Annotated in this window: 19 protein-coding genes; 10 read left to right on the forward strand and 9 right to left on the reverse strand. The window is 33.4% G+C overall.

Annotated elements, in window-relative coordinates:
• Positions 1–72: 72 nt before the first annotated feature.
• A complete protein-coding gene (locus NST35_RS09150) occupies positions 73–1,122 on the forward strand; it encodes a glycerophosphodiester phosphodiesterase (protein ID WP_002457190.1) in 1,050 nt (349 codons plus the stop codon).
• 191 nt (positions 1,123–1,313) lie between these two features.
• On the opposite strand, the gene NST35_RS09155 is transcribed toward NST35_RS09150, so the two are convergent.
• The 5 genes from NST35_RS09155 to NST35_RS09175 all read right to left on the reverse strand — a co-directional run bounded on the left by NST35_RS09155 (position 1,314) and on the right by NST35_RS09175 (position 7,079).
• Positions 1,314–2,558: a Glu/Leu/Phe/Val family dehydrogenase gene (locus tag NST35_RS09155; protein ID WP_001831995.1), complete on the reverse strand. Its 1,245-nt coding sequence runs from the start codon at positions 2,556–2,558 to the stop codon at positions 1,314–1,316.
• A 108-nt stretch (positions 2,559–2,666) separates the two neighbouring features.
• Complete coding sequence (locus NST35_RS09160; protein ID WP_002457191.1) at positions 2,667–3,857, reverse strand: ornithine--oxo-acid transaminase; 1,191 nt, start codon at positions 3,855–3,857, stop codon at positions 2,667–2,669.
• A gap of 334 nt (positions 3,858–4,191) precedes the next feature.
• Entirely contained in the window at positions 4,192–5,319 is a 1,128-nt protein-coding gene (locus NST35_RS09165) for an NADH-dependent flavin oxidoreductase (RefSeq protein ID WP_002457192.1), read from the reverse strand.
• Positions 5,320–5,640: 321 nt separating this feature from the next.
• On the reverse strand, positions 5,641–6,021 hold the full coding sequence (gene ygs, locus NST35_RS09170) for a S1 domain-containing post-transcriptional regulator Ygs (RefSeq protein WP_001831918.1): 381 nt from the start codon (positions 6,019–6,021) through the stop codon (positions 5,641–5,643).
• Positions 6,022–6,485: 464 nt separating this feature from the next.
• Positions 6,486–7,079 carry a peptidylprolyl isomerase gene (locus NST35_RS09175; protein WP_001831922.1) on the reverse strand — a complete coding sequence of 198 codons (594 nt, stop codon included), beginning with the start codon at positions 7,077–7,079 and terminating at the stop codon, positions 6,486–6,488.
• Positions 7,080–7,144: 65 nt separating this feature from the next.
• Here NST35_RS09175 and NST35_RS09180 point away from each other — a divergent pair, with 65 nt between their 5' ends.
• From NST35_RS09180 to NST35_RS09220, 9 genes are all read left to right on the forward strand, one after another.
• Positions 7,145–7,525 carry a kinase-associated lipoprotein B gene (locus NST35_RS09180; RefSeq protein ID WP_002446044.1) on the forward strand — a complete coding sequence of 127 codons (381 nt, stop codon included), beginning with the start codon at positions 7,145–7,147 and terminating at the stop codon, positions 7,523–7,525.
• Positions 7,526–7,718: 193 nt separating this feature from the next.
• On the forward strand, positions 7,719–10,124 hold the full coding sequence (locus NST35_RS09185; RefSeq protein WP_002457193.1) for a Na+/H+ antiporter subunit A: 2,406 nt from the start codon (positions 7,719–7,721) through the stop codon (positions 10,122–10,124).
• Positions 10,117–10,545 carry a Na+/H+ antiporter Mnh1 subunit B gene (gene mnhB1 / locus NST35_RS09190; protein ID WP_002446042.1) on the forward strand — a complete coding sequence of 143 codons (429 nt, stop codon included), beginning with the start codon at positions 10,117–10,119 and terminating at the stop codon, positions 10,543–10,545. Before NST35_RS09185 ends, mnhB1 begins: the two co-directional genes overlap by 8 nt.
• Entirely contained in the window at positions 10,545–10,892 is a 348-nt protein-coding gene (gene mnhC1 / locus NST35_RS09195) for a Na+/H+ antiporter Mnh1 subunit C (protein ID WP_001831949.1), read from the forward strand. Before mnhB1 ends, mnhC1 begins: the two co-directional genes overlap by 1 nt.
• Positions 10,879–12,375 (forward strand): Na+/H+ antiporter Mnh1 subunit D, encoded by a 1,497-nt coding sequence (gene mnhD1 / locus NST35_RS09200; protein WP_002457194.1) that lies wholly within the window; start codon positions 10,879–10,881, stop codon positions 12,373–12,375. The genes mnhC1 and mnhD1 overlap by 14 nt, the downstream gene beginning before the upstream one ends.
• A gap of 1 nt (position 12,376) precedes the next feature.
• Positions 12,377–12,856 carry a Na+/H+ antiporter subunit E gene (locus tag NST35_RS09205; protein ID WP_002457195.1) on the forward strand — a complete coding sequence of 160 codons (480 nt, stop codon included), beginning with the start codon at positions 12,377–12,379 and terminating at the stop codon, positions 12,854–12,856.
• On the forward strand, positions 12,856–13,149 hold the full coding sequence (mnhF1, locus tag NST35_RS09210; RefSeq protein ID WP_001831940.1) for a Na+/H+ antiporter Mnh1 subunit F: 294 nt from the start codon (positions 12,856–12,858) through the stop codon (positions 13,147–13,149). Before NST35_RS09205 ends, mnhF1 begins: the two co-directional genes overlap by 1 nt.
• Complete coding sequence (gene mnhG1, locus NST35_RS09215) at positions 13,127–13,483, forward strand: Na+/H+ antiporter Mnh1 subunit G (protein WP_002446039.1); 357 nt, start codon at positions 13,127–13,129, stop codon at positions 13,481–13,483. The genes mnhF1 and mnhG1 overlap by 23 nt, the downstream gene beginning before the upstream one ends.
• A gap of 379 nt (positions 13,484–13,862) precedes the next feature.
• Positions 13,863–15,017 carry an NAD(P)-binding domain-containing protein gene (locus tag NST35_RS09220; protein ID WP_002457196.1) on the forward strand — a complete coding sequence of 385 codons (1,155 nt, stop codon included), beginning with the start codon at positions 13,863–13,865 and terminating at the stop codon, positions 15,015–15,017.
• 58 nt (positions 15,018–15,075) lie between these two features.
• Here NST35_RS09220 and NST35_RS09225 read toward each other — a convergent pair whose 3' ends face one another.
• The 4 genes from NST35_RS09225 to NST35_RS09240 all read right to left on the reverse strand — a co-directional run bounded on the left by NST35_RS09225 (position 15,076) and on the right by NST35_RS09240 (position 19,985).
• On the reverse strand, positions 15,076–15,450 hold the full coding sequence (locus NST35_RS09225; RefSeq protein ID WP_001831899.1) for a hotdog fold thioesterase: 375 nt from the start codon (positions 15,448–15,450) through the stop codon (positions 15,076–15,078).
• Positions 15,451–15,472: 22 nt separating this feature from the next.
• A complete protein-coding gene (locus NST35_RS09230) occupies positions 15,473–16,789 on the reverse strand; it encodes a Na+/H+ antiporter family protein (protein ID WP_002446037.1) in 1,317 nt (438 codons plus the stop codon).
• Positions 16,790–16,974: 185 nt separating this feature from the next.
• Entirely contained in the window at positions 16,975–18,456 is a 1,482-nt protein-coding gene (locus NST35_RS09235; RefSeq protein WP_002457197.1) for a M17 family metallopeptidase, read from the reverse strand.
• Positions 18,457–18,776: 320 nt separating this feature from the next.
• Positions 18,777–19,985, reverse strand: coding sequence for an NAD(P)/FAD-dependent oxidoreductase (locus NST35_RS09240; protein ID WP_002457198.1), 1,209 nt, complete (start codon positions 19,983–19,985; stop codon positions 18,777–18,779).
• Between the last annotated feature and the right edge of the window lie 166 nt (positions 19,986–20,151).

A 20,151-nucleotide genomic window follows, 5' to 3' on the forward strand; every position in this document is an offset into this window, starting at 1 on the left:
GTAAAATTCCCTTTCATCCTTTCAAATTGATGTACGTTTAAGTAGACATACTATTTTTGAAAGGATGTTTTTATGTTTAAGTCTAAGAAAATGATCATTTCAACTTTATCTTCCGTTACTCTAGGTTTAGCTAGTTTAAGTTCCCCTACGATAGCTGAAACATCGAACCACTCCTCAGCACCAAACCAATCAGAGAAATCGATACAACAACAAACAAATATTCCATCTAATATGAATCAATCATCAGCTAAAACATTTAAACGACAAGCTGAATCAGACTCAGTAAGTGGTAAAACAAACGATACCCATAATCATTGGGTTAAAAATTTAACTGGGGAGAAATTTACAACCATTGCACATCGTGGCGCAAGTGGTTACGCCCCAGAACATACTTTTAAAGCATATGATAAAAGTCATAATGAATTAGGAGCATCTTACATAGAAATCGATTTACAACGTACTAAAGATGGTCACTTGGTTGCTATGCACGACGAAAAGGTCAATCGTACGACTAATGGCCATGGACGTGTCGACCAGTTTACTTTAAAAGAGTTAAAACAACTTGATGCAGGAAGCTGGTTTAATCGAAAGCATCCTGAATATGCCAAAAATAAATATAAAAATGCTAAAGTTCCTACTTTAGACGAAATTTTAAATCGCTACGGCAAAAATGCAAACTATTATATTGAAACTAAATCGCCAGATGTTTACCCTGGCATGGAAAAACAATTATTAGATACATTAGATAAACATGACTTGTTAACACAAAAATCACTTAAACATGGACATGTGATGATCCAATCATTTTCAGGGAGTAGTTTAGAAAAGGTACATCACATGAACGCCAATATACCACTTATTAGACTAATGAATAAATTTGAACTTAAAAAAGCTTCTAATCAAGATTTAAAAAATATTAAATCTTATGCCATTGGAGTAGGTCCTGAATACACAGATTTAAATATTAAGAACACAAGACATTTAAAAAATTTAGGATTTTTAGTTCATCCTTATACAGTTGATGATGAAAATCAAATGAGAAACTTAAATCAATATGGTGTTGATGGTGTATTCACTAATTATGCTGATAGATATAAAAAAGTTTCAGAAACACAACAATAAAATATTAGCGTTGAGTTGAACTGACTTCATATTAATTTTATCATCGCATTTTACTTAAGAACATTTGAGAAAGCATTACTTTTAACATTAACTTACTATTAATAAAGTTATCAATTGCATAAACATGATAAAAACCCTGGGACTATCATCTGATGTCTCAGGGTTTTCATCATATACTTATAATATTTTTCTTATGCCCAACCTCTATATCTTGCCGCTTCAGCAGTACGTTTAATACCTACTATATATGCTGCTAATCTCATATCAATTTTTCTATTTTGTGACAATTCATAAATCGTATCAAATGCTGTTACTAACTTTTCACGTAGTTTGTCATTGACTTCTTCTTCAGTCCAATAATAACCTTGATTATTTTGTACCCACTCGAAATAAGATACAGTCACACCCCCTGCACTTGCAAGTACATCCGGCACTAGTAATATATCTCTTTCTGTTAAAATACGTGTTGCTTCAGGTGTCGTAGGACCATTAGCAGCTTCAACAACAATGCTTGCTTTAATATCGTGCGCATTATCTTCAGTGATTTGATTGGAAATTGCAGCAGGAACAAGGATGTCACAATCCAATTCGAATAATTCTTTGTTAGAAATTGTATCTTCGAATAGATTTGTAACTGTACCGAAGCTATCACGTCGATCTAATAAATAATCTATATCAAGTCCATTAGGGTCATGTAAGGCTCCATATGCATCACTTATACCAACTACTTTAGCACCTAAATCGTATAAGAATTTAGCTAAGAAACTACCTGCATTGCCGAAACCTTGAATCACAATTTTGGCATCTTTAATATCCATGCCACGACGTTTTGCCGCTTGTTCAATTGCAATGACTACACCTAAAGCTGTAGAGCGATCACGTCCTTGAGATCCACCTAATACAATAGGTTTGCCTGTTATAAAACCTGGCGAATTAAATTTATCTAATGCACTATACTCATCCATCATCCAAGCCATAATTTGAGAGTTTGTAAAAACATCTGGTGCTGGAATATCTTTGTTAGGGCCAACAAATTGAGATATAGCCCTTACATATCCTCGAGATAAACGCTCAACTTCGTGTATACTCATTTGACGCGGATCACAAACAATACCGCCTTTACCCCCACCATAAGGTAAATTAACAATGCCACATTTTAAAGTCATCCACATTGATAATGCCTTCACTTCTTCTTCATCAACTTCTGGATGGAAACGAACGCCACCTTTAGTAGGGCCAACTGCATCATTATGTTGTGCACGGTATCCAGTAAATGTTTTAACTGTCCCATCGTCCATTCGTACTGGAATGCGCACTTGTAAAAATCTAATTGGTTCTTTTATAAGGTCATACATACCATCATCAAAGCCCAATTTGTGTAATGCTTCTTTAATAATCCCTTGAGTGGAAGTTACTAAATTATTATTCTCAGTCATGATCCTATTCGCCTCTTTTTACTAAATGATTTCGCTTTCATTCGTAATTGTAACACAATTGAAAGCATTTTAAAGATTTTCTAAATTAATTGTTACAACTATTTGAACCTATGCAAATACACTCTTAATCTTCTCTAAAGCCATGTCTAACTCTTCTTTCGTTATCACTAATGGAGGTGCAAATCTAATAACGGTGTCGTGAGTTTCTTTACATAATAATCCTTGTTCTTTCAAAGCTTCACAATATGGTCTGGCACTTTCATGTAATTCAATACCGATAAATAATCCTCGTCCCCTAACTTCTTTAATAGATGGATGCTCAATTTTTTTCAATTCAGACTTAAAATATTCTCCTAATTCTAATGAACGACCAGGTAAATCCTCGTCAATAATGACATCTATAGCTGCAATAGAAACTGCACACGCTAGTGGATTTCCACCAAATGTAGAACCATGTGAGCCAGGAGTAAATACATCTAATACCTCATTATCTGCAAGAACTACCGAGATAGGAAATACCCCTCCACCTAATGCTTTTCCTAAAATATAAACATCCGGTTTTACATGATCCCAATCCGTTGCAAATAATTTTCCTGAACGTCCTAATCCTGCTTGAATTTCATCAGCAATAAATAAAATTTGATGTTCATCACATAATTCTCTAATTGTTTTCAAATATCCTTCTGGTGGTACGTTAATCCCCGCTTCTCCCTGTATAGGTTCTACTAAAATTGCTGCTGTATTTTTATTAATTGCTGCTTTTAATTGATTAACGTCACCAAACTCAACTTTTCGAAAGCCATCTAACAATGGACCATAGCCTCGTTGATACTCAGCTTCTGAAGACAATGATACTGGTGCCATCGTACGTCCATGGAAATTACCATTAAAGGCGATAATTTCAGCTTTGTTCGGCTCAATACCCTTAACATCATAAGCCCAACGACGAGCAGCTTTTAAAGCTGTTTCAACCGCCTCTGCTCCTGTATTCATAGGCAATGCTTTGTCTTTACCTGCGAGTTTACATATTTTCTCATACCATTGACCCAAATTATCACTATGAAAAGCACGTGATACTAACGTGACTTTATCTGCTTGATCTTTCAATGCTTGAATAATTCTTGGGTGTCGATGACCTTGATTCACTGCCGAGTATGCCGAAAGCATATCCATATACGTGTTACCTTCCGGATCTTTCACCCATACACCCTCTGCTTCAGAAATAACAATTGGAAGTGGAACGTAGTTATGCGCCCCATAGTGATTTGTTAAGTTAATAATTTTTTCAGATTGAGTCATAAAATCTCCCCTTCGTTTTCGAATAAAAACTTATTAACAATATCATAACTGATTTCTATCGACTCTCAAACTTATTTTTTTAATATAACAATAAAATGAACCAATAGCGTCATAATCGACAAATTGAATTGTATGAAACAGACTAAATCTTGATGCAAAACATATATGTAAGCCCTTACATTTATAATGACATAACGACTCTATCATTGACAAGTTATATCGTTAATAAACAATTAATTTCAATAAAGTAAAAATGATAAAATGCTCTATAATAAAAACCCCTAATGTTGGTTTAACATTAGGGGGAATAGATACATTCAGATATACCATTCAATTATTTGTCTTTTCGAGGTAACGGGTAGAATCCTTGATTAAACTGTTCCCAAAGATTTGGTGTTAGATAATGTTGGTCTTCACGATTAGGATCAAAAGCATTTATAATTTCATCTTCTCGTCCTTCTTTAATTTTAGCAACAAAATCATAATCAAGTAGAATTTCACGACCTAACGCAACAAATTCAACTCCAATGTTCTCAACAGCATTTAGTGCATCTTCAGCTGTAAAGACAGAACCTATACCAATAAGTGGCATACGTCCATTTATCCATTGATGAATAAGTTTCAAGCGATTTTCACCTTTATATTTACCTTCTCGCGTCACTGAGTTAACATCCATTAATGACACATGAATATAATCAAGTGGTTTATTTGCGATTTGGTGAATTAATTCTTCAGTTATCTCCATTGAAATACCTGGTGATTCCGCTTCTTCAGGTGACAATCTATAACCAATAATAAAATCATCATTTGCATAAGCTTTTTTAGCTTTAATAACTTCATCTATAACAGCAACAGGGAATTTATAGTTATCAGCCCAAACATCATTTCTTCTATTATAGTAAGGAGAAACAAATTGGTGAATAAGATAATGGTTTGCGCCATGAATTTCAACGCCATCAAAACCTGCTTCAATTGCTCTTCTAGTTGCTTCACCAAAGTCTCTAATAGTTTGTTCAATTTCTTCAGCAGTCATCTCACGAGCATCATGTTCTTCTTGCTGACCAAAACTTTTAAGAGAAATAGCACTTGGTGCAACAACATCTCCATCAGGTGTTAACTCTGGTAAAGCTTGAGCACCTCCATGATGAATTTGGACTATTGCTTTCGCACCATTTTTCTTCATAACTTGAGCAAGTTCTTTTAACCCTTCGATATCTGAGTCATGTGCAACAGAAGGTTGACCAGGAAATGCTTTACCTACATCATTGACATTACTTGCGGCATTAATTGCAATCCCTACATCTTTGGAACGTTTCTCAATGTAAGGTAATTCTATATCCGAAATTGTTCCATCATCATTTGATGAAGTATGTGTAAGAGGAGCTAAAACAAAACGATTTCTTACCTCAACACCATTAGGTAGTGTTAAAGATTTAAATAAAGGTTCATATTTATTATTCATATTTTTAATACTCTCCTTGCTTAATGATGTTATGACTATAGCATGCTAGTTACATACTATTCTAATTATTTGCTTACAAATTATTTATTCCCCAATTATAAAAATGTTAAGCATAGTTAATTACATTCAACAAATAAATAATAATTGTCTAAAATTCTTTCATTTCCCCTTATTGAAATCATCGTTTATCCAAAATAATTGTTAAATTTAATTAATAAAAAACGACAATCCTAACAACACATTGTTGTTTAAAGATTGTCGTTATCATGTGATTGATTACATATATCGTAACATCACATGTTGGCACGAATTGACAGTCGTTTAGTCATTGTGAATTGCACGTTTTGACTGTTTGATCCAGACCGGTAAGCGTTCTTTAAGTGTTTGAAACCCATACTTTTCTGTTTCTCTAATTTCATCTAAGACAGACTGTTTTTCTTTTTTACGCTCATAATTTTTAAAGTAATCATTATCTTTTAAGGACAAATTTAATTTACCTTCATCATCAATTGATAATATTTTTGCTTTAACAACCTGTCCTTCAGATAGAAATTTCTTTAAGTTATGGACATAATCATCCATAATTTCTGAGATATGGATAAGCCCTTCAGTATGGTCAGGGGTCTCAACAAATGCGCCATACGGTTGAATACCAGTCACACGTACCTTGATATGTTGACCTACTTTGTAGTGATGATTCAACTTGATAACCCCTTATTTCGATTTTCTTAACACTCATATCATAGCATAAATCAAATATCTCGACTAACTATAACCATAATAAAATTCATTAAATTTTAAAAACTGGATCCTTATTGTATTGTTTTGCAAATGAATCTATAAACTAATGGATTGAAATTATCATTCAAATATATATTTTTTTATTAGATTTAATGAGTAAAGAGCATTGGAATTCGAATTGTGAAATATTACATCAAACCCTTTTACATTGTCTATAGCATTTTATTCTGAGAATCAAGGTAAAGTTAAAAATACTTGGGTATCATTCTCTAACCAAGTTATCAATTACCATTATATTAAAATACCTGAGACAAAATTTGCCTCAGGTTATATATTATTGATTGGATTTTATCTCTGAAAATAAATACTGACTTCATACACTTTATACAATACAACAAAACTTATAGTTGCAATTAATGAATAAATTATTCTTCTACATCTATCGATTCAATGACTACATCATAAACAGGTTTGTCTTGAGCACCAACTTTAGTATTTGCAATATCTTCTAAAGTTGATTCACCCTCAATCAGTTGACCAAATACTGTATGTTTTTGATCTAACCAAGGTGTACCACCTTTTTCACCATATGCTTCTACAATAGGTTGAGGCCATCCACCATCTGCTAATTGACTTAACATATTTTCAGGCACTTCCTTCATTTGGACTATAAAGAATTGAGATCCATTTGTATTAGGACCTGCATTAGCCATTGATAATGCACCGTAAAGGTTAAAAGCTTCTAGAGAAAATTCATCTTCAAAAGCACTACCATAAATGCTTTCTCCACCCATACCAGTTGCAGTTGGGTCCCCACCTTGTACCATAAAATCATTGATAACACGGTGGAACGTTACACCATCGTAGTACCCATTTTTTGAATGTGTCACAAAGTTTTCAACTGTCTTTGGAGCAATGTCGGGAAATAATTTAAATGTCATGTCACCTTTATTTGTATGCATAACTACTTTAATTTCGTTATCTTGAATCTCTTTATTTAACTGAGGATAGTTCGTCATTTCAATTCTCCATTCGTGTTATGATATAAACATATATTAACATATATGAAAGGAAGTAATATAGGATGTTATATCGATTTTCTCACAAGACAGGCGTTTATGGTGTAAGTATCAAAGAGGAAACTGGAAATCAAATACTCGTACAAGTTGAACAAGTAATCAAACATCCCAAACAAGGTGATTTACACCATCCCAATGAAACAGAAGGCGTCTTTTTTCATGAACGTAAAGCTTTAAGCCATTTTGAGAAACGTTACGCAACACCTTCTCAACTTCGTGAGTTTAATGTCGAGGTCATACCTTATGAAGACTCACTTCAACATGCTATTACACATCTTGAGAATCAATTAAAAAAAGAGGAGACAACGTATTCACGATTGTCTTTAAATAATTTAAATCGTTTAAAAGAAGATTACGCTATTCAATATAAAAGACACTTCGACTAATCCATATTAAAACTTTAGTAATAAAGCGAAATAATTATTCATATAGTTAAAATTTTTGAATAAATATTGACGTGTTTCTTCTTATTTAAAAGAGTCTTTAATTCAAGAGCTTCAAGCAGTTACATAGTTTTTCAGAAGAAGCGCATTGATGTATAATATGTGTCGTAAATAAATTTTAAAGGAGGAAAACATAGTGAGTTTGTTACATATTGCGGTACTATTACCGTTAATATTTGCACTCATTATTCCATTCCTATACCGGTTCGTTAAACGTATACATTTAGGATGGTTTGTATTACCTGTTCCTATTGTCTTATTTATATATTTCATATCATTGATTTCAATGACGATGTCAGGTAATAACGTAATGAAAAACTTAAATTGGATGCCACATATTGGAATGAATTTCAATTTATATGTGGATGGTCTCGGATTATTATTCAGTTTGCTTATCACTGGCATAGGAAGTCTAGTGGTTTTATATTCTATCGGATATTTAAGCAAATCAGAACAACTCGGGAATTTTTACTGTTATTTATTACTATTTATGGGTGCAATGTTAGGAGTTGTACTCTCTGATAATTTTATTATTTTATATTTATTTTGGGAGTTAACTTCTTTCTCTAGCTTTTTATTAATTTCTTTCTGGAGAGAGAAAAAAGCTTCAATTTATGGTGCTCAAAAATCTTTAATCATTACCGTATTAGGTGGCTTGAGCATGCTAGGCGGTATCATTTTACTTTCCCTAGCTACTGATACTTTTAGTATTCAGGCTATGATTTCAAAAGCAAGTGACATTCAAAATAGTCCTTTCTTTATCTTAGCAATGATACTTTTTATGATTGGTGCATTTACAAAATCTGCACAAGTACCTTTTTATATTTGGTTGCCAGATGCTATGGAGGCGCCTACGCCAGTAAGTGCATACCTTCACTCTGCAACGATGGTAAAAGCAGGACTATATTTAATCGCAAGAATCACACCTATTTTTGCAATATCCGAAGGTTGGGTATGGACAATTACACTTATTGGTTTAATCACCCTATTCTGGGCATCACTTAATGCAACAAAACAACATGATTTAAAAGGTATTTTAGCTTTCTCAACTGTGTCTCAACTAGGGATGATTATGTCTATGCTTGGTATTGGTGCTGTAAGTTATCATTATCAAGGCGCTAATAGTCAACTTTATGTTGCTGGATTTGTTGCTGCCATATTTCATTTAATTAATCATGCCACATTTAAAGGTGCACTATTTATGATTACAGGTGGTATTGATCATTCAACTGGTACACGTGATGTTAAAAAGTTGGGCGGTTTACTTACAATTATGCCTATCTCATTCACGCTTACAGTTATTACAACATTAAGCATGGCTGGTGTACCGCCTTTTAATGGCTTTCTATCAAAAGAGAAATTCTTAGAGGCGATGATTAATGTTACACATTTAAATTTAATGAGTCTAAATACTTTAGGTATTCTTTTACCAATCATTGCCATTATTGGCAGTATTTTCACATTTGTATATTCAATTAAATTTATATTGCATATATTCTTTGGTTCTTATAAACCTGAAGCACTGCCAAAACAAGCGCATGAATCTTCAATGTTAATGCTTATTTCACCTATCATTTTAACATCACTAGTTATAGTATTCGGTTTATTCCCAAGTATATTAACGCAATCTATTATAGAGCCGGCATCTGAAGCAGTTAGTCAAACGTCAAATATCACTGCTGAGTTCCATTTATTCCATGGTATAACTCCAGCATTCTTATCAACAATAGGTATTTATATTATTGGTATTTTATTATTAATTTCATTTAGTTATTGGGTTCGTTTATTACAAGCACATCCATATCAGTTAACGTTGAATCATTGGTATGACACTTCAGGCCGTCGTATTCCAGGATATTCCGAAAATATAACAAATAGTTATGTTACAGGTTTTTCTAGAAATAATTTGGTGATTATCTTAGGTATTCTCATTGCTTTAACTTTTGTTACAGTCATCAGTGTACCCTTCAGTATTGACTTTAAAAACGTGAGTCATTTACGCGTATTTGAAGGTGCAACAGTATTGTTTTTACTGATTGCTTCAACTTTCATTATATTTGCAAAATCACGTTTGTTTAGCATTATTATGTTAAGCGCTGTGGGTTACGCTATATCAGTATTATTTATTTTCTTTAAAGCGCCCGACTTGGCATTAACACAATTTGTAGTGGAATCTATTTCTACAGCATTATTCTTACTATGCTTTTACCACCTACCTAATTTAAATCGCTACAATGAAAAACCTACTTTTAAACTGACAAATGCTGTAATTTCAATTGGAGTAGGATTATCAGTGATTATTTTAGGATTAATTGGCTATGGTAATAGACACTTTGAATCTATTACTAAATTCTACCAAGAACATGTTTTTGATTTAGCACATGGTAAAAATATGGTAAATGTCATTCTCGTAGATTTCCGTGGTATGGATACTTTATTCGAGTCATCTGTACTAGGTATTGCAGGTTTAGGCGTATATACAATGATTAAATTACGATTAAAACAAAAAAATCAATCAAGTGAGGTGAATGACCATGAATAGACAACAAAATAACCTTATGTTTCAATACGCTGCCGTGATTATTTTCTTCATGGTCATTGTGTTCGGCTTTTCACTATTTTTAGCCGGACATTATACACCAGGTGGCGGTTTCGTTGGTGGTTTGCTTTTCGCTAGTGCATTATTAGTTATTACAATTGCATATGATGTAAAAACTATGAGAAAGATTTTTCCTTTAGATTTTAAAATCTTAATTGGTATTGGTTTATTATTTTGCGTGGGTACACCATTAACAAGTTGGTTCATGTCTAAAAACTTTTTTACACATGTCACTTTTGACATCCCTTTGCCTTTACTTGAACCTATGCACATGACGACAGCGATGTTTTTTGATTTTGGTGTTTTATGTGCAGTTGTAGGAACTATTATGACTATAATTATTTCGATTGGAGAGAACGAATAGTGGAAATTATCATGATCTTTGTTAGTGGTATTCTCACATCTATAAGTGTCTATCTCGTTTTGTCTAAAAGTTTGATACGTATCATTATGGGGACTACACTACTAACTCATGCCGCAAATTTATTTTTAATTACTATGGGAGGTTTAAAACACGGAACTGTTCCAATATTTGAAAAAGGAACATCAAGCTATGTTGACCCTATCCCTCAAGCATTGATTTTAACAGCTATCGTTATCGCCTTTGCTACAACAGCCTTCTTCCTAGTTCTTGCATTTAGAACATATAAAGAACTAGGCACAGATAACGTTGAGCTAATGAAAGGAGCGCCAGAAGATGATAGAGAGTAACTTGCTTGTTTTAACTTTAGTCATACCTATCCTAACTGCAATTTTACTCATATTTATTGGAAAGCGCCCAATAATAAAAAGATATGTTGCACTTGTCGGTACATTGTTAACATTAGTCGTTGCATTGATTAACTTAAAGAATGTGCTACGAGACGGACCAATCAAGGTTGAACTGGGCTCTTGGAAAGCCCCATACAGTATTGTATTTGTAGTCGATATTTTTAGCGCTCTACTCATCATCACAAGTATTATTATTACCATTTTAGTCATTTTATACTCATATCGTTCTATCGGTTTAGATAGAGAACGCCATTATTATTATTTCTCTATCATGTTTATGTTGATTGGTATTATTGGCTCATTTACAACAGGAGATATTTTCAACTTGTTTGTGTTCTTTGAAGTCTTTTTAATGTCTTCATATTGTTTACTCGTTATTGGTACTACTAAAATACAATTACAAGAAACAATTAAGTATATTTTAGTCAATGTTGTTTCATCATCTTTCTTTGTCATGGGTGTTGCAGTTTTATATTCAGTAGTAGGAACTTTAAATCTCGCTCATATTAGTGAAAGATTATCACAACTTTCTGTACATGACAGCGGCTTAGTCAATATTGTTTTTATTTTATTTATCTTTGTCTTTGCCACTAAAGCAGGCGTTTTTCCTATGTACGTATGGCTACCTGGTGCTTATTATGCTCCTCCAGTAGCGATCATCACGTTCTTTGGCGCACTATTGACTAAAGTGGGTGTATACGCAATTGCGAGAACTCTAAGTTTATTCTTTAATAACACAGTAAGCTTTTCTCATTATGTCATCCTTTTCTTAGCATTACTTACAATTATTTTTGGATGTGTAGGTGCAATAGCTTACTATGATACGAAGAAAATCATCCTTTATAATATTATGATTGCAGTCGGTGTCATATTAGTTGGTGTTGCTATGATGAACGAATCAGGCATGACTGGTGCAATATATTACACACTACATGATATGTTAGTTAAAGCTTCATTGTTCTTACTCATTGGCGTCATGTACAAAATCACTAAAACGACTGACTTACGTCATTTTGGTGGCTTGATTAAAGGATATCCTATTCTAGGTTGGACATTCTTTATTGCATCGCTAAGCTTAGCGGGTATACCACCTTTTAGTGGTTTTTATGGTAAATTCTACATTGTTCGAGCGACCTTTGAAAAAGGATTTTATCTAAGTGGTATCATTGTACTTTTATCAAGTTTAATCGTGTTATATTCAGTCATACGTATTTTCTTAAGAGGATTTTTCGGTGAAGTTGAAGGATATACTTTATCCAAAAAGGTAAATGTTAAATATCTAACAACTATCGCCGTCGCATCTACAGTGATTACTGTAGTCTTTGGATTATCTGCAGACGCATTATTCCCAATCATCAAAGATGGTGCTGAAACGTTTGTCGATCCAAGTCAATATATTCATAGTGTGTTAGGAGGTAAATAGTTTGGCTATACAGTTTGTAATTAATTTACTTGTTTCTGTCATATGGTTACTTGTAACAAATAGCTATACCTTAAATAACTTTGTATTGGGTTTTATACTAGGATTATTTCTAGTTTATCTCCTGCACCGTGTCTTGCCTGGTCAGTTTTATTTAGTGAGAATATATAGAATTGTGATGCTTATCATTACATTTTTAACTGAGTTAATAAAAGCAAACTTTGGTGTACTCAAAATTATTCTCAAACCACGAATTGAGAATAAACCCGGATTCTTTGTGTACGAGACGGAATTAGAAAGTGACTGGCAACTTGTTTTACTTTCCAATTTGATTACGTTAACACCCGGCACAGTCGTTTTAGGTATTAGTGATGACCGTAAAAAGATTTATATCCACTCAATTGATTTCAGTACAAAGGAAGAAGAGATTCAAAGTATCAAATCTTCATTAGAGAAGGTCGTTAGAAAGGTAGGCGAGAAATAATGCCTTTTAAAATATTTATTATTACAGCCTTAATTATTGTGGTCTTATCTATGTTAGCAATGTTAATACGTGTTATTTTAGGACCCTCTCTAGCAGACCGTGTCGTTGCACTTGATGCAATTGGTTTACAGTTAATGGCCGTGATAGCGCTATTTAGTATTTTACTGAATATTAAATACATGCTCGTCGTTATTTTAATGGTCGGTATTCTTGCTTTTCTAGGAACTGCAGTCTTTTCTAAATTTATGGATGAAGGTAAGGTGATCAAGCATGATAGCAACGATCGTCACTAGTGTCTCTATCATATTTGTTCTTCTTGGAGCTTTGATCAGTGCCTTTGCTGCAACGGGTCTCATTCGATTAAGGGATGTTTACTCAAGAGCACATGCAGCTGGTAAAGCAGCCACACTGGGTGCGATGTTTTTACTATTTGGAGCATTTTTATACTTTATTGGCACTGAAGGATATGTAAATATGCAATTAATTATCGGAATTATTTTCGTATTTATTACTGGTCCCCTTTCAAGTCATTTAATCATGAAAGCTGCCTATAACATTAAAACACCGTATACCAAAGATACTAAAATTGATGAAATTAAAGAGGATATGAAGCATACAAAGCTATAATTCATACTTTTAAGAGTTTTATACCAAAATCAAATTCAATATTTACTAATTTTTTTAAATCGATAATATGATTAATACTTGGGACATAATTCCTAGCAAAATAGCCAGTAAATGAGTTTTCATAAATTCATTTACTGGCTTTTTTATTTACAATACTTCGTATTGTTGGCTCCTTTTCTTAGGGGACAGCTTCAGCCTGTAGTCTTCAGCTTGTCCTGTTCCCTCAAGAGTCTCGCCAAAATACTTTGTATTCATATGTAATTTAACATTAAAATTGTTTTGCTCCTCTTTAAATAAAAATGACACTTTGTAACTCTTTGCAAGTTGTGGTATGATTTAAATCGTAATAATTACGTTTTGAAAGTAGAGGGGCGATTCAATGCATTGGACAATTATTGGTGGTGGCTTACAAGGAACCACCATTGCACTTAAATTAAAAAATGAAGGACTAAAAAATGAGGAGCTTACTATCATAGATCCTTACTCCTCATTATGTGAGCGTTTTAATATTTATACACAACGTATTAGTATGCCATACTTAAGATCGCCTTTCGTTCATCATATTCATCCTAAACCTTTTCATCTCAAACAATATGCTAGATATCATCAGTATACTTCAGCTTATTACGGCCCGTATAAACGTCCTCAAAGAGATATGTTTATGCATCATGTTCATGATTTGATACATCAATTTAAACTTAATGATTGTCATATACAAGGTAAAGTCGAAGCTATTAATAAATCAAGAGGTAAATGGTGTATAAAACTATCAACAGGCGATAAAATGGTTACCGATTGTGTTGTGATAGCAAATGGTTATACGCAAACGCCATTCATACCTGAAATTTTCAGAAATAAAGCGAATGTAAAACACATATTTGCTGATAATTATCATGCCTCTTTAGATAAAGATACTCAACATGTTGTTGGTTCAGGTATATCTGCTGCCCACCTCACTTTAAAATTATTAAATGAACACAATCACCAACTTGTTCATTTATGGATGAATAAAGATATTGAGATACACGATTTTGATGCTGATCCTGGTTGGTTAGGACCAAAGAAAATGAACCTTCTTGCATCTATATCCTCTTCAGATGCAAGAATGAAGTTAATTGAAGACGAGCGTCATAGCGGTTCAATGCCTATGGAATTATTTTTAAGGTTAAAGAAATATGTGCAAAGTGGTCGACTCGTCATACATATGAGTCAAATTGATGATGTAACAGAATCCTATATTATCGCTGCTGGAAAATATTTTGAATATAAGCATATTTTGTTAGCTACCGGATTTTATAATCAATTATTAACACAACCACTCATTAAAAACCTTATTCAAAACGAACAAGCACCACTCAATCATTCAGGTTATCCTTCTTTGTCAAACGAACTAGAATGGTTAAATCAATTATTCGTAGCTGGTGGACTTGCAGATTTAGAACTAGGTCCTTTTGCAAGAAATATAATGGGCGGTAAGGAAAGCGCTGAACGCATAAGTAAAGCATATAAACGTTTAAATAAGAAAATCTCATAAACAAACACCCCGATTAGATTGTGTAGAATTCACAATTTAATCGGGGTGTTCTGTTACATTATTGAATAGGTTTAATAGCAATCGTACCGCGCATGACACTGATTAATTGGTCATGGTCATCTTTGATATCAATATTCCAAACTTGTGTTGTTTTTCCTTGATGTATTAAAGAAGCAAACGCTCTCACATGTCCTTGTCGAGTTGAGCGAATATGATTTGCATTCATTTCTAAACCTAGTGGAATGAATTGCTGCGTATCAATCAAATGAGCAGCACCTATCGAACATGCTGTTTCACCTAAAGCTAAACTCGCACCACCATGTAAATAGCCAAAGGGTTGCTTTACTTTATCTGTCACAGGCATAGACACTACTACTTTACCATCTTCTTTTTGTTCAATCTTCATTTCAAATGTTTCTAAAAGATTGGTCATAGTTCACACCTCATTTCAGTAGTTATAGTACCATAGCTGCTATCGTACCAAAAACCATAAGGGGAACATTATAAAATAAGAAATTCGGGATACATGTATCACGAATATGATCATGTTGTCCATCCATATTCAAACCGGCTGTCGGTCCAAGTGTAGAATCACTTGCTGGAGAACCTGAATCACCTAAAGCACTTGCTGTACCAATTAAAGCAATAAGAGCCATTGTGTCTAAACCAATTGATACTCCAAAAGGTATAAATAATGAAGCAATAATAGGTATTGTTGCAAAAGAGGAACCAATACCTAATGTTACAATAAGTCCAATGAGGTACATGACGATAATACTAATCAATTTATGATCTCCAGTTAATCCTGTTAAACTCTTGACTAAGCTATCTATATCACCTGTTGCATTCATCACGCCAGCAAACCCGTTAGCTGTTAGTATCACTACACCAATATAAGCCATTAATTTGACTCCATCTACAAATTGTTCATCGAGTTCATACCAACGATAAGCTCTTGAAACAAAGAAAACAAGTACCCCAGCTAACGCACCAAAAATCATAGAATCTGTAAATGTCTGTACTAAAAACGTAGCTAGTATGGCAATGACAGTAACAATTAGCACATAAGGTTTGAGTTCCGAAATTGTTTCTCGATCATTTACATTACGTTGTTCATAAACGCGTGGCTTTCTATAAACAATAAATCCAAGTATGAGACCCACAACATATCCCATTGAAGGTATTAACATCGCCTTCCATATCATATTCATCTCAATTGGATGGTTTGCTTTTTGAAAACCACTTTGAATGATTTGATGGAAAATTTGACCGAAACCATAAGGTAATAGCACGTAAGGAAAACACAAACCAAATCCTATTACTAAAGCAATAAGTCTGCGATCAATTCTTAAATCGTTAAACAAACTCACAAGCGGAGGTATTACAATTGGAATAAAGGCAATATGTACAGGAATTAAGTTTTGACTCATGATACTCATTGCTAACAATGCAATGATAATAATTATTTTAACCTTAACTCGGGAAAGTCTACTATTCTCAGCATGAATACTTGCAATAATTTTACCGACAAGATAATCAGTTATACCACTATAGGAAATCAAAGCAGCAAAACCTCCGAGTAACGCATAACTTAATGCGACTTCTGCGCCATCTACTATATTTTTTCCAAAAACATTAATTACTTTTTCTAAATTCATACCTGATATTAATCCACCGACAAGTGCACTAATAAATAAGCTAATGACCACATTTAATCGACATAAACAGAGTATGATCATTAATATGACTGCGATTACAACAGCATTTATCATTCCGCCTCACCCTTTATCACTCTATCGAACTAAAGTATTTATAAAATACATACTAGCAAGACATATATTTAATGTCAATGTTAAAAAAGACTCAACGATTATATACATTTAGTTATATTTAGTTGATTATTTTCAATAACTGAAATATAACACCTAAAAATGTAATAAGTTGAGTCTATATAACTTTATTTATATTTTTGTTGTAACCACTCTACAACTGTAGGTATCATGTAACCTGTCGGACCCTTTGGACCTTTATATGTAGCACTTTTAATTGTTGCAGGGCCCGCGATATCAAAGTGAATGTGTGGGATGTCACCACTAAAATGCGAAATAAATGCTGCTGCAAACAATGCTTTTCCTTGACCGTTCGTATGATTGACTAAATCTGCTACATCTGATTGTTTAATTAAATGTCTTTCAGTCTCTGTAATAGGTAATTCGAATACTTTTTCGTCTACATGACGTGCGACTGTTAATAAGTTTTTAAGTTCATTTTCAGCATGAGATTGGAAAGCAGCCGCCTTGTCATCACCTAAAGCTACAATCGCTGCACCCGTTAATGTAGCAAAATCAAGAATTAGTTGTGGTTTAAATTGTGTTGCATAGAATACTGCGTCACCTAAAACCATTCTACCTTCAGCATCACTATTCAACATTTCTACCGTTTCACCATTAAGCGCAGTAAATACATCATCTGGTTTCATTGAAGATTCACCAATCATATTTTCAGCTGAAGCGATCACTCCTACAATATTTACAGGTAGCTTTTGCTTAGAGATCGCATCAACCATACCAATAACATTGGCCGCACCACACATATCATATTTCATAGTTTGCATACCTATCTTAGACTTAATACTATATCCACCGGAGTCATATGTAATGCCCTTACCCACTAATGAAATAGGTGGTTCATCAGCTTCTGCACCATAGTATGATACCGTAATTAATCTCGGACCATGATTAGAACCTTTACCTACTGCATGTATTAATCCAAATCCTTCATCTATAATTTGTCGGTGATCTTTGATATCTACACTAACGGAACTCCCTTCGAAATGCTTTTTTATTTCTTCGGCAAAATATTGGGGTGTTAAAATATTCGGAGGCATTTGACTTAGTTCACGAGCATAGTTTATAGATTCACCCAATTGTTGGCCTTCGTTAATCTTCGTTTCTATATTATGCTCTGTCGTTTGTATATAGACTCTACCTTGGTATGGAGGCTTTTTATCCGATTTATAATGGTCAAATTCAAAGATAGATTGTGCACTTTGTAAACCTAAAGTTTGACAAATTTCAATAATGTTACCATATTTAGATTTGAAAGTATCTAACAATAATTCACAATCCGTTACATGAACGTTTTTTAAATATTGAAACAACTGACCCCAAACTTTTAATAAACGTTGATATGATAAAATTTTTAAGTTTCCTAGTCCTACAGTTAATAATCTTTTGGGCTTTTCATCAATATAAATAAGCGTTGATGATATTTTGCCGATTGAGCTATTGATGACATGATATTGTTTTAATGTTTCTAATCGCTCTTTAATTAACGTCTTATGATATTTTATCTCACCTAATTGGTTGAGGTGATCTGGCACACCCACCACAATCGTTTCAATTGATGTTGGCGTATCTTGATTAATAAAAAATTGCATATAGATCCTCCGTTCCTCATTATGTATAACAATAATTATAAGTTATGAACACCACAATATTAAACAAAACCACTTTTTACTCTAACTCTAAATAAAAAGCATTTTTGTTTAATTAAGTGTGAAATTCTTCTTCATCATATTTTTTTGATAAAAAATAACCTGAGACAATCATTTTGTCCCAGGTATAATTAAAATATAAACAATCGATGACAAAATTAATTTGAGTTGTTTACATATTTTAACTCTAGTCATCTTTGCTAAGGGAGACAATAAATTATGTCTCGTACCTTTTTATTGTATTTTTAATGTCTATTACTTGATTAAAATTTCCCTTTTTTAAAGGCTAAACCTATGCCACCAAGTTTGTAAATCGCACGAGTATCAATAACTTTCTTCAAGAATGCTGCTTTTTTACCAGCGATATCTCTACCATATACAATTCCAACACCATCATTAGTACCTAATGAACATACAGTTCCACGGTTAACATATTGGAAATCTTGTGTTGATTCACCATTTAATAAACGTTTAATGTTGCTAGCAGTATGCTCACCTTGTTGCATAGCAATTTGAGCTGTTGTTGGTAATGGACGCTCTTCACCAGCTGGAATAAACGCTGAACAATCTCCTATAACGAAGATGTCATTATGACCTTCAATTGTTAAATCTTGTTTATTGATAATGCGTCCACGTTTAACACCTTCAAATGATTCTTCCATTAAATGACTTCCACGCACTCCAGCAGTCCATACAGAAGTTCCAGCTTCTAACTGTTGTTTTTCTCCATTGACTTCAACAACGAAACCTTTTTCATTACAAGCGACAATAGGTGTTGCAATTTTGAATTCTACTCCACGGTCTTCTAAGTATTTTACTGCATAACTAACTAAGTCGTCTGAGAACATCGGTAACATTTTAGGTGCTGCTTCAACACATGTTAACTTCACTTTACTTTGATCAACACCATATTTACTGCATAATTCAGGAATTCTATCAGTTAATTCACCTAGAAATTCAATACCTGTAAATCCAGCTCCCCCAACTAAAATAGATAAATCTTTATCATCTTTTTCTTTAGAAGCAGCATAATTTGCGAACTTATCTTCAATGTGACGAGACAACTTACGAGAAGTTAAAACGTTCTCAATTTGGAAAGCATGTTCTTTCATACCATCAATGCCAAATGTTTCACTAACAAAACCTAGTGCAACAACTAAGATATCAAAGTCATAAACACCCTTATCAGTTTCTACGCGTTTAGCATTACGATCAATTTTTGTTACCTCAGCAACAACAAAATTCACTTTATCTTTGTTGACAGTTTTCTCAACAGGATACAATAAATCTTCATAATTAATCGTACCGGCAGAAGCTTCATGCAACCAAGTTGATTCATAATGATATTCATTCTTATTAATTAAAGTAATTTCCGCTGCATCAGCAGAAAGTTCCTTTTGCAATTTAGTTACAGTTTGTAAACCAGCATAACCTGCACCTAATACGAGCACTTTCTTACGATCTTGAGCCATCTCTAATTCACCTAAGCTTTCATAATATTTTAACCAACCAACAATGTAGATAAAGGCTATAAACATATGACAAGCCAAATTGTCTCTTTCTTTATAGTCTTAGTCAACATTTAAAATTTTCAAGTCTTTTTTGGGTTTTGCTCTTCAGTTGTTCACATAAAAGACA

The sequence above is a fragment of the Staphylococcus sp. FSL W8-0304 genome, assembly GCF_038006565.1.
In the GTDB taxonomy this organism is placed as follows: Bacteria; Bacillota; Bacilli; order Staphylococcales; family Staphylococcaceae; genus Staphylococcus; species Staphylococcus epidermidis.

Excerpts from the sequence above, each read along its gene's own strand:
- NST35_RS09150 (WP_002457190.1), top strand. The coding sequence starts at position 73 with ATGTTTAAGTCTAAGAAAATGATCATTTCAACTTTATCTTCCGTTACT.
- NST35_RS09155 (WP_001831995.1), bottom strand. The coding sequence starts at position 2,558 with ATGACTGAGAATAATAATTTAGTAACTTCCACTCAAGGGATTATTAAA.
- NST35_RS09160 (WP_002457191.1), bottom strand. The coding sequence starts at position 3,857 with ATGACTCAATCTGAAAAAATTATTAACTTAACAAATCACTATGGGGCG.
- NST35_RS09165 (WP_002457192.1), bottom strand. The coding sequence starts at position 5,319 with ATGAATAATAAATATGAACCTTTATTTAAATCTTTAACACTACCTAAT.
- NST35_RS09175 (WP_001831922.1), bottom strand. The coding sequence starts at position 7,079 with ATGACGAACTATCCTCAGTTAAATAAAGAGATTCAAGATAACGAAATT.
- NST35_RS09180 (WP_002446044.1), top strand. The coding sequence starts at position 7,145 with ATGTTATATCGATTTTCTCACAAGACAGGCGTTTATGGTGTAAGTATC.
- mnhB1 (WP_002446042.1), top strand. The coding sequence starts at position 10,117 with ATGAATAGACAACAAAATAACCTTATGTTTCAATACGCTGCCGTGATT.
- mnhD1 (WP_002457194.1), top strand. The coding sequence starts at position 10,879 with ATGATAGAGAGTAACTTGCTTGTTTTAACTTTAGTCATACCTATCCTA.
- mnhF1 (WP_001831940.1), top strand. The coding sequence starts at position 12,856 with ATGCCTTTTAAAATATTTATTATTACAGCCTTAATTATTGTGGTCTTA.
- mnhG1 (WP_002446039.1), top strand. The coding sequence starts at position 13,127 with ATGATAGCAACGATCGTCACTAGTGTCTCTATCATATTTGTTCTTCTT.
- NST35_RS09220 (WP_002457196.1), top strand. The coding sequence starts at position 13,863 with ATGCATTGGACAATTATTGGTGGTGGCTTACAAGGAACCACCATTGCA.
- NST35_RS09225 (WP_001831899.1), bottom strand. The coding sequence starts at position 15,450 with ATGACCAATCTTTTAGAAACATTTGAAATGAAGATTGAACAAAAAGAA.
- NST35_RS09230 (WP_002446037.1), bottom strand. The coding sequence starts at position 16,789 with ATGATAAATGCTGTTGTAATCGCAGTCATATTAATGATCATACTCTGT.
- NST35_RS09235 (WP_002457197.1), bottom strand. The coding sequence starts at position 18,456 with ATGCAATTTTTTATTAATCAAGATACGCCAACATCAATTGAAACGATT.
- NST35_RS09240 (WP_002457198.1), bottom strand. The coding sequence starts at position 19,985 with ATGGCTCAAGATCGTAAGAAAGTGCTCGTATTAGGTGCAGGTTATGCT.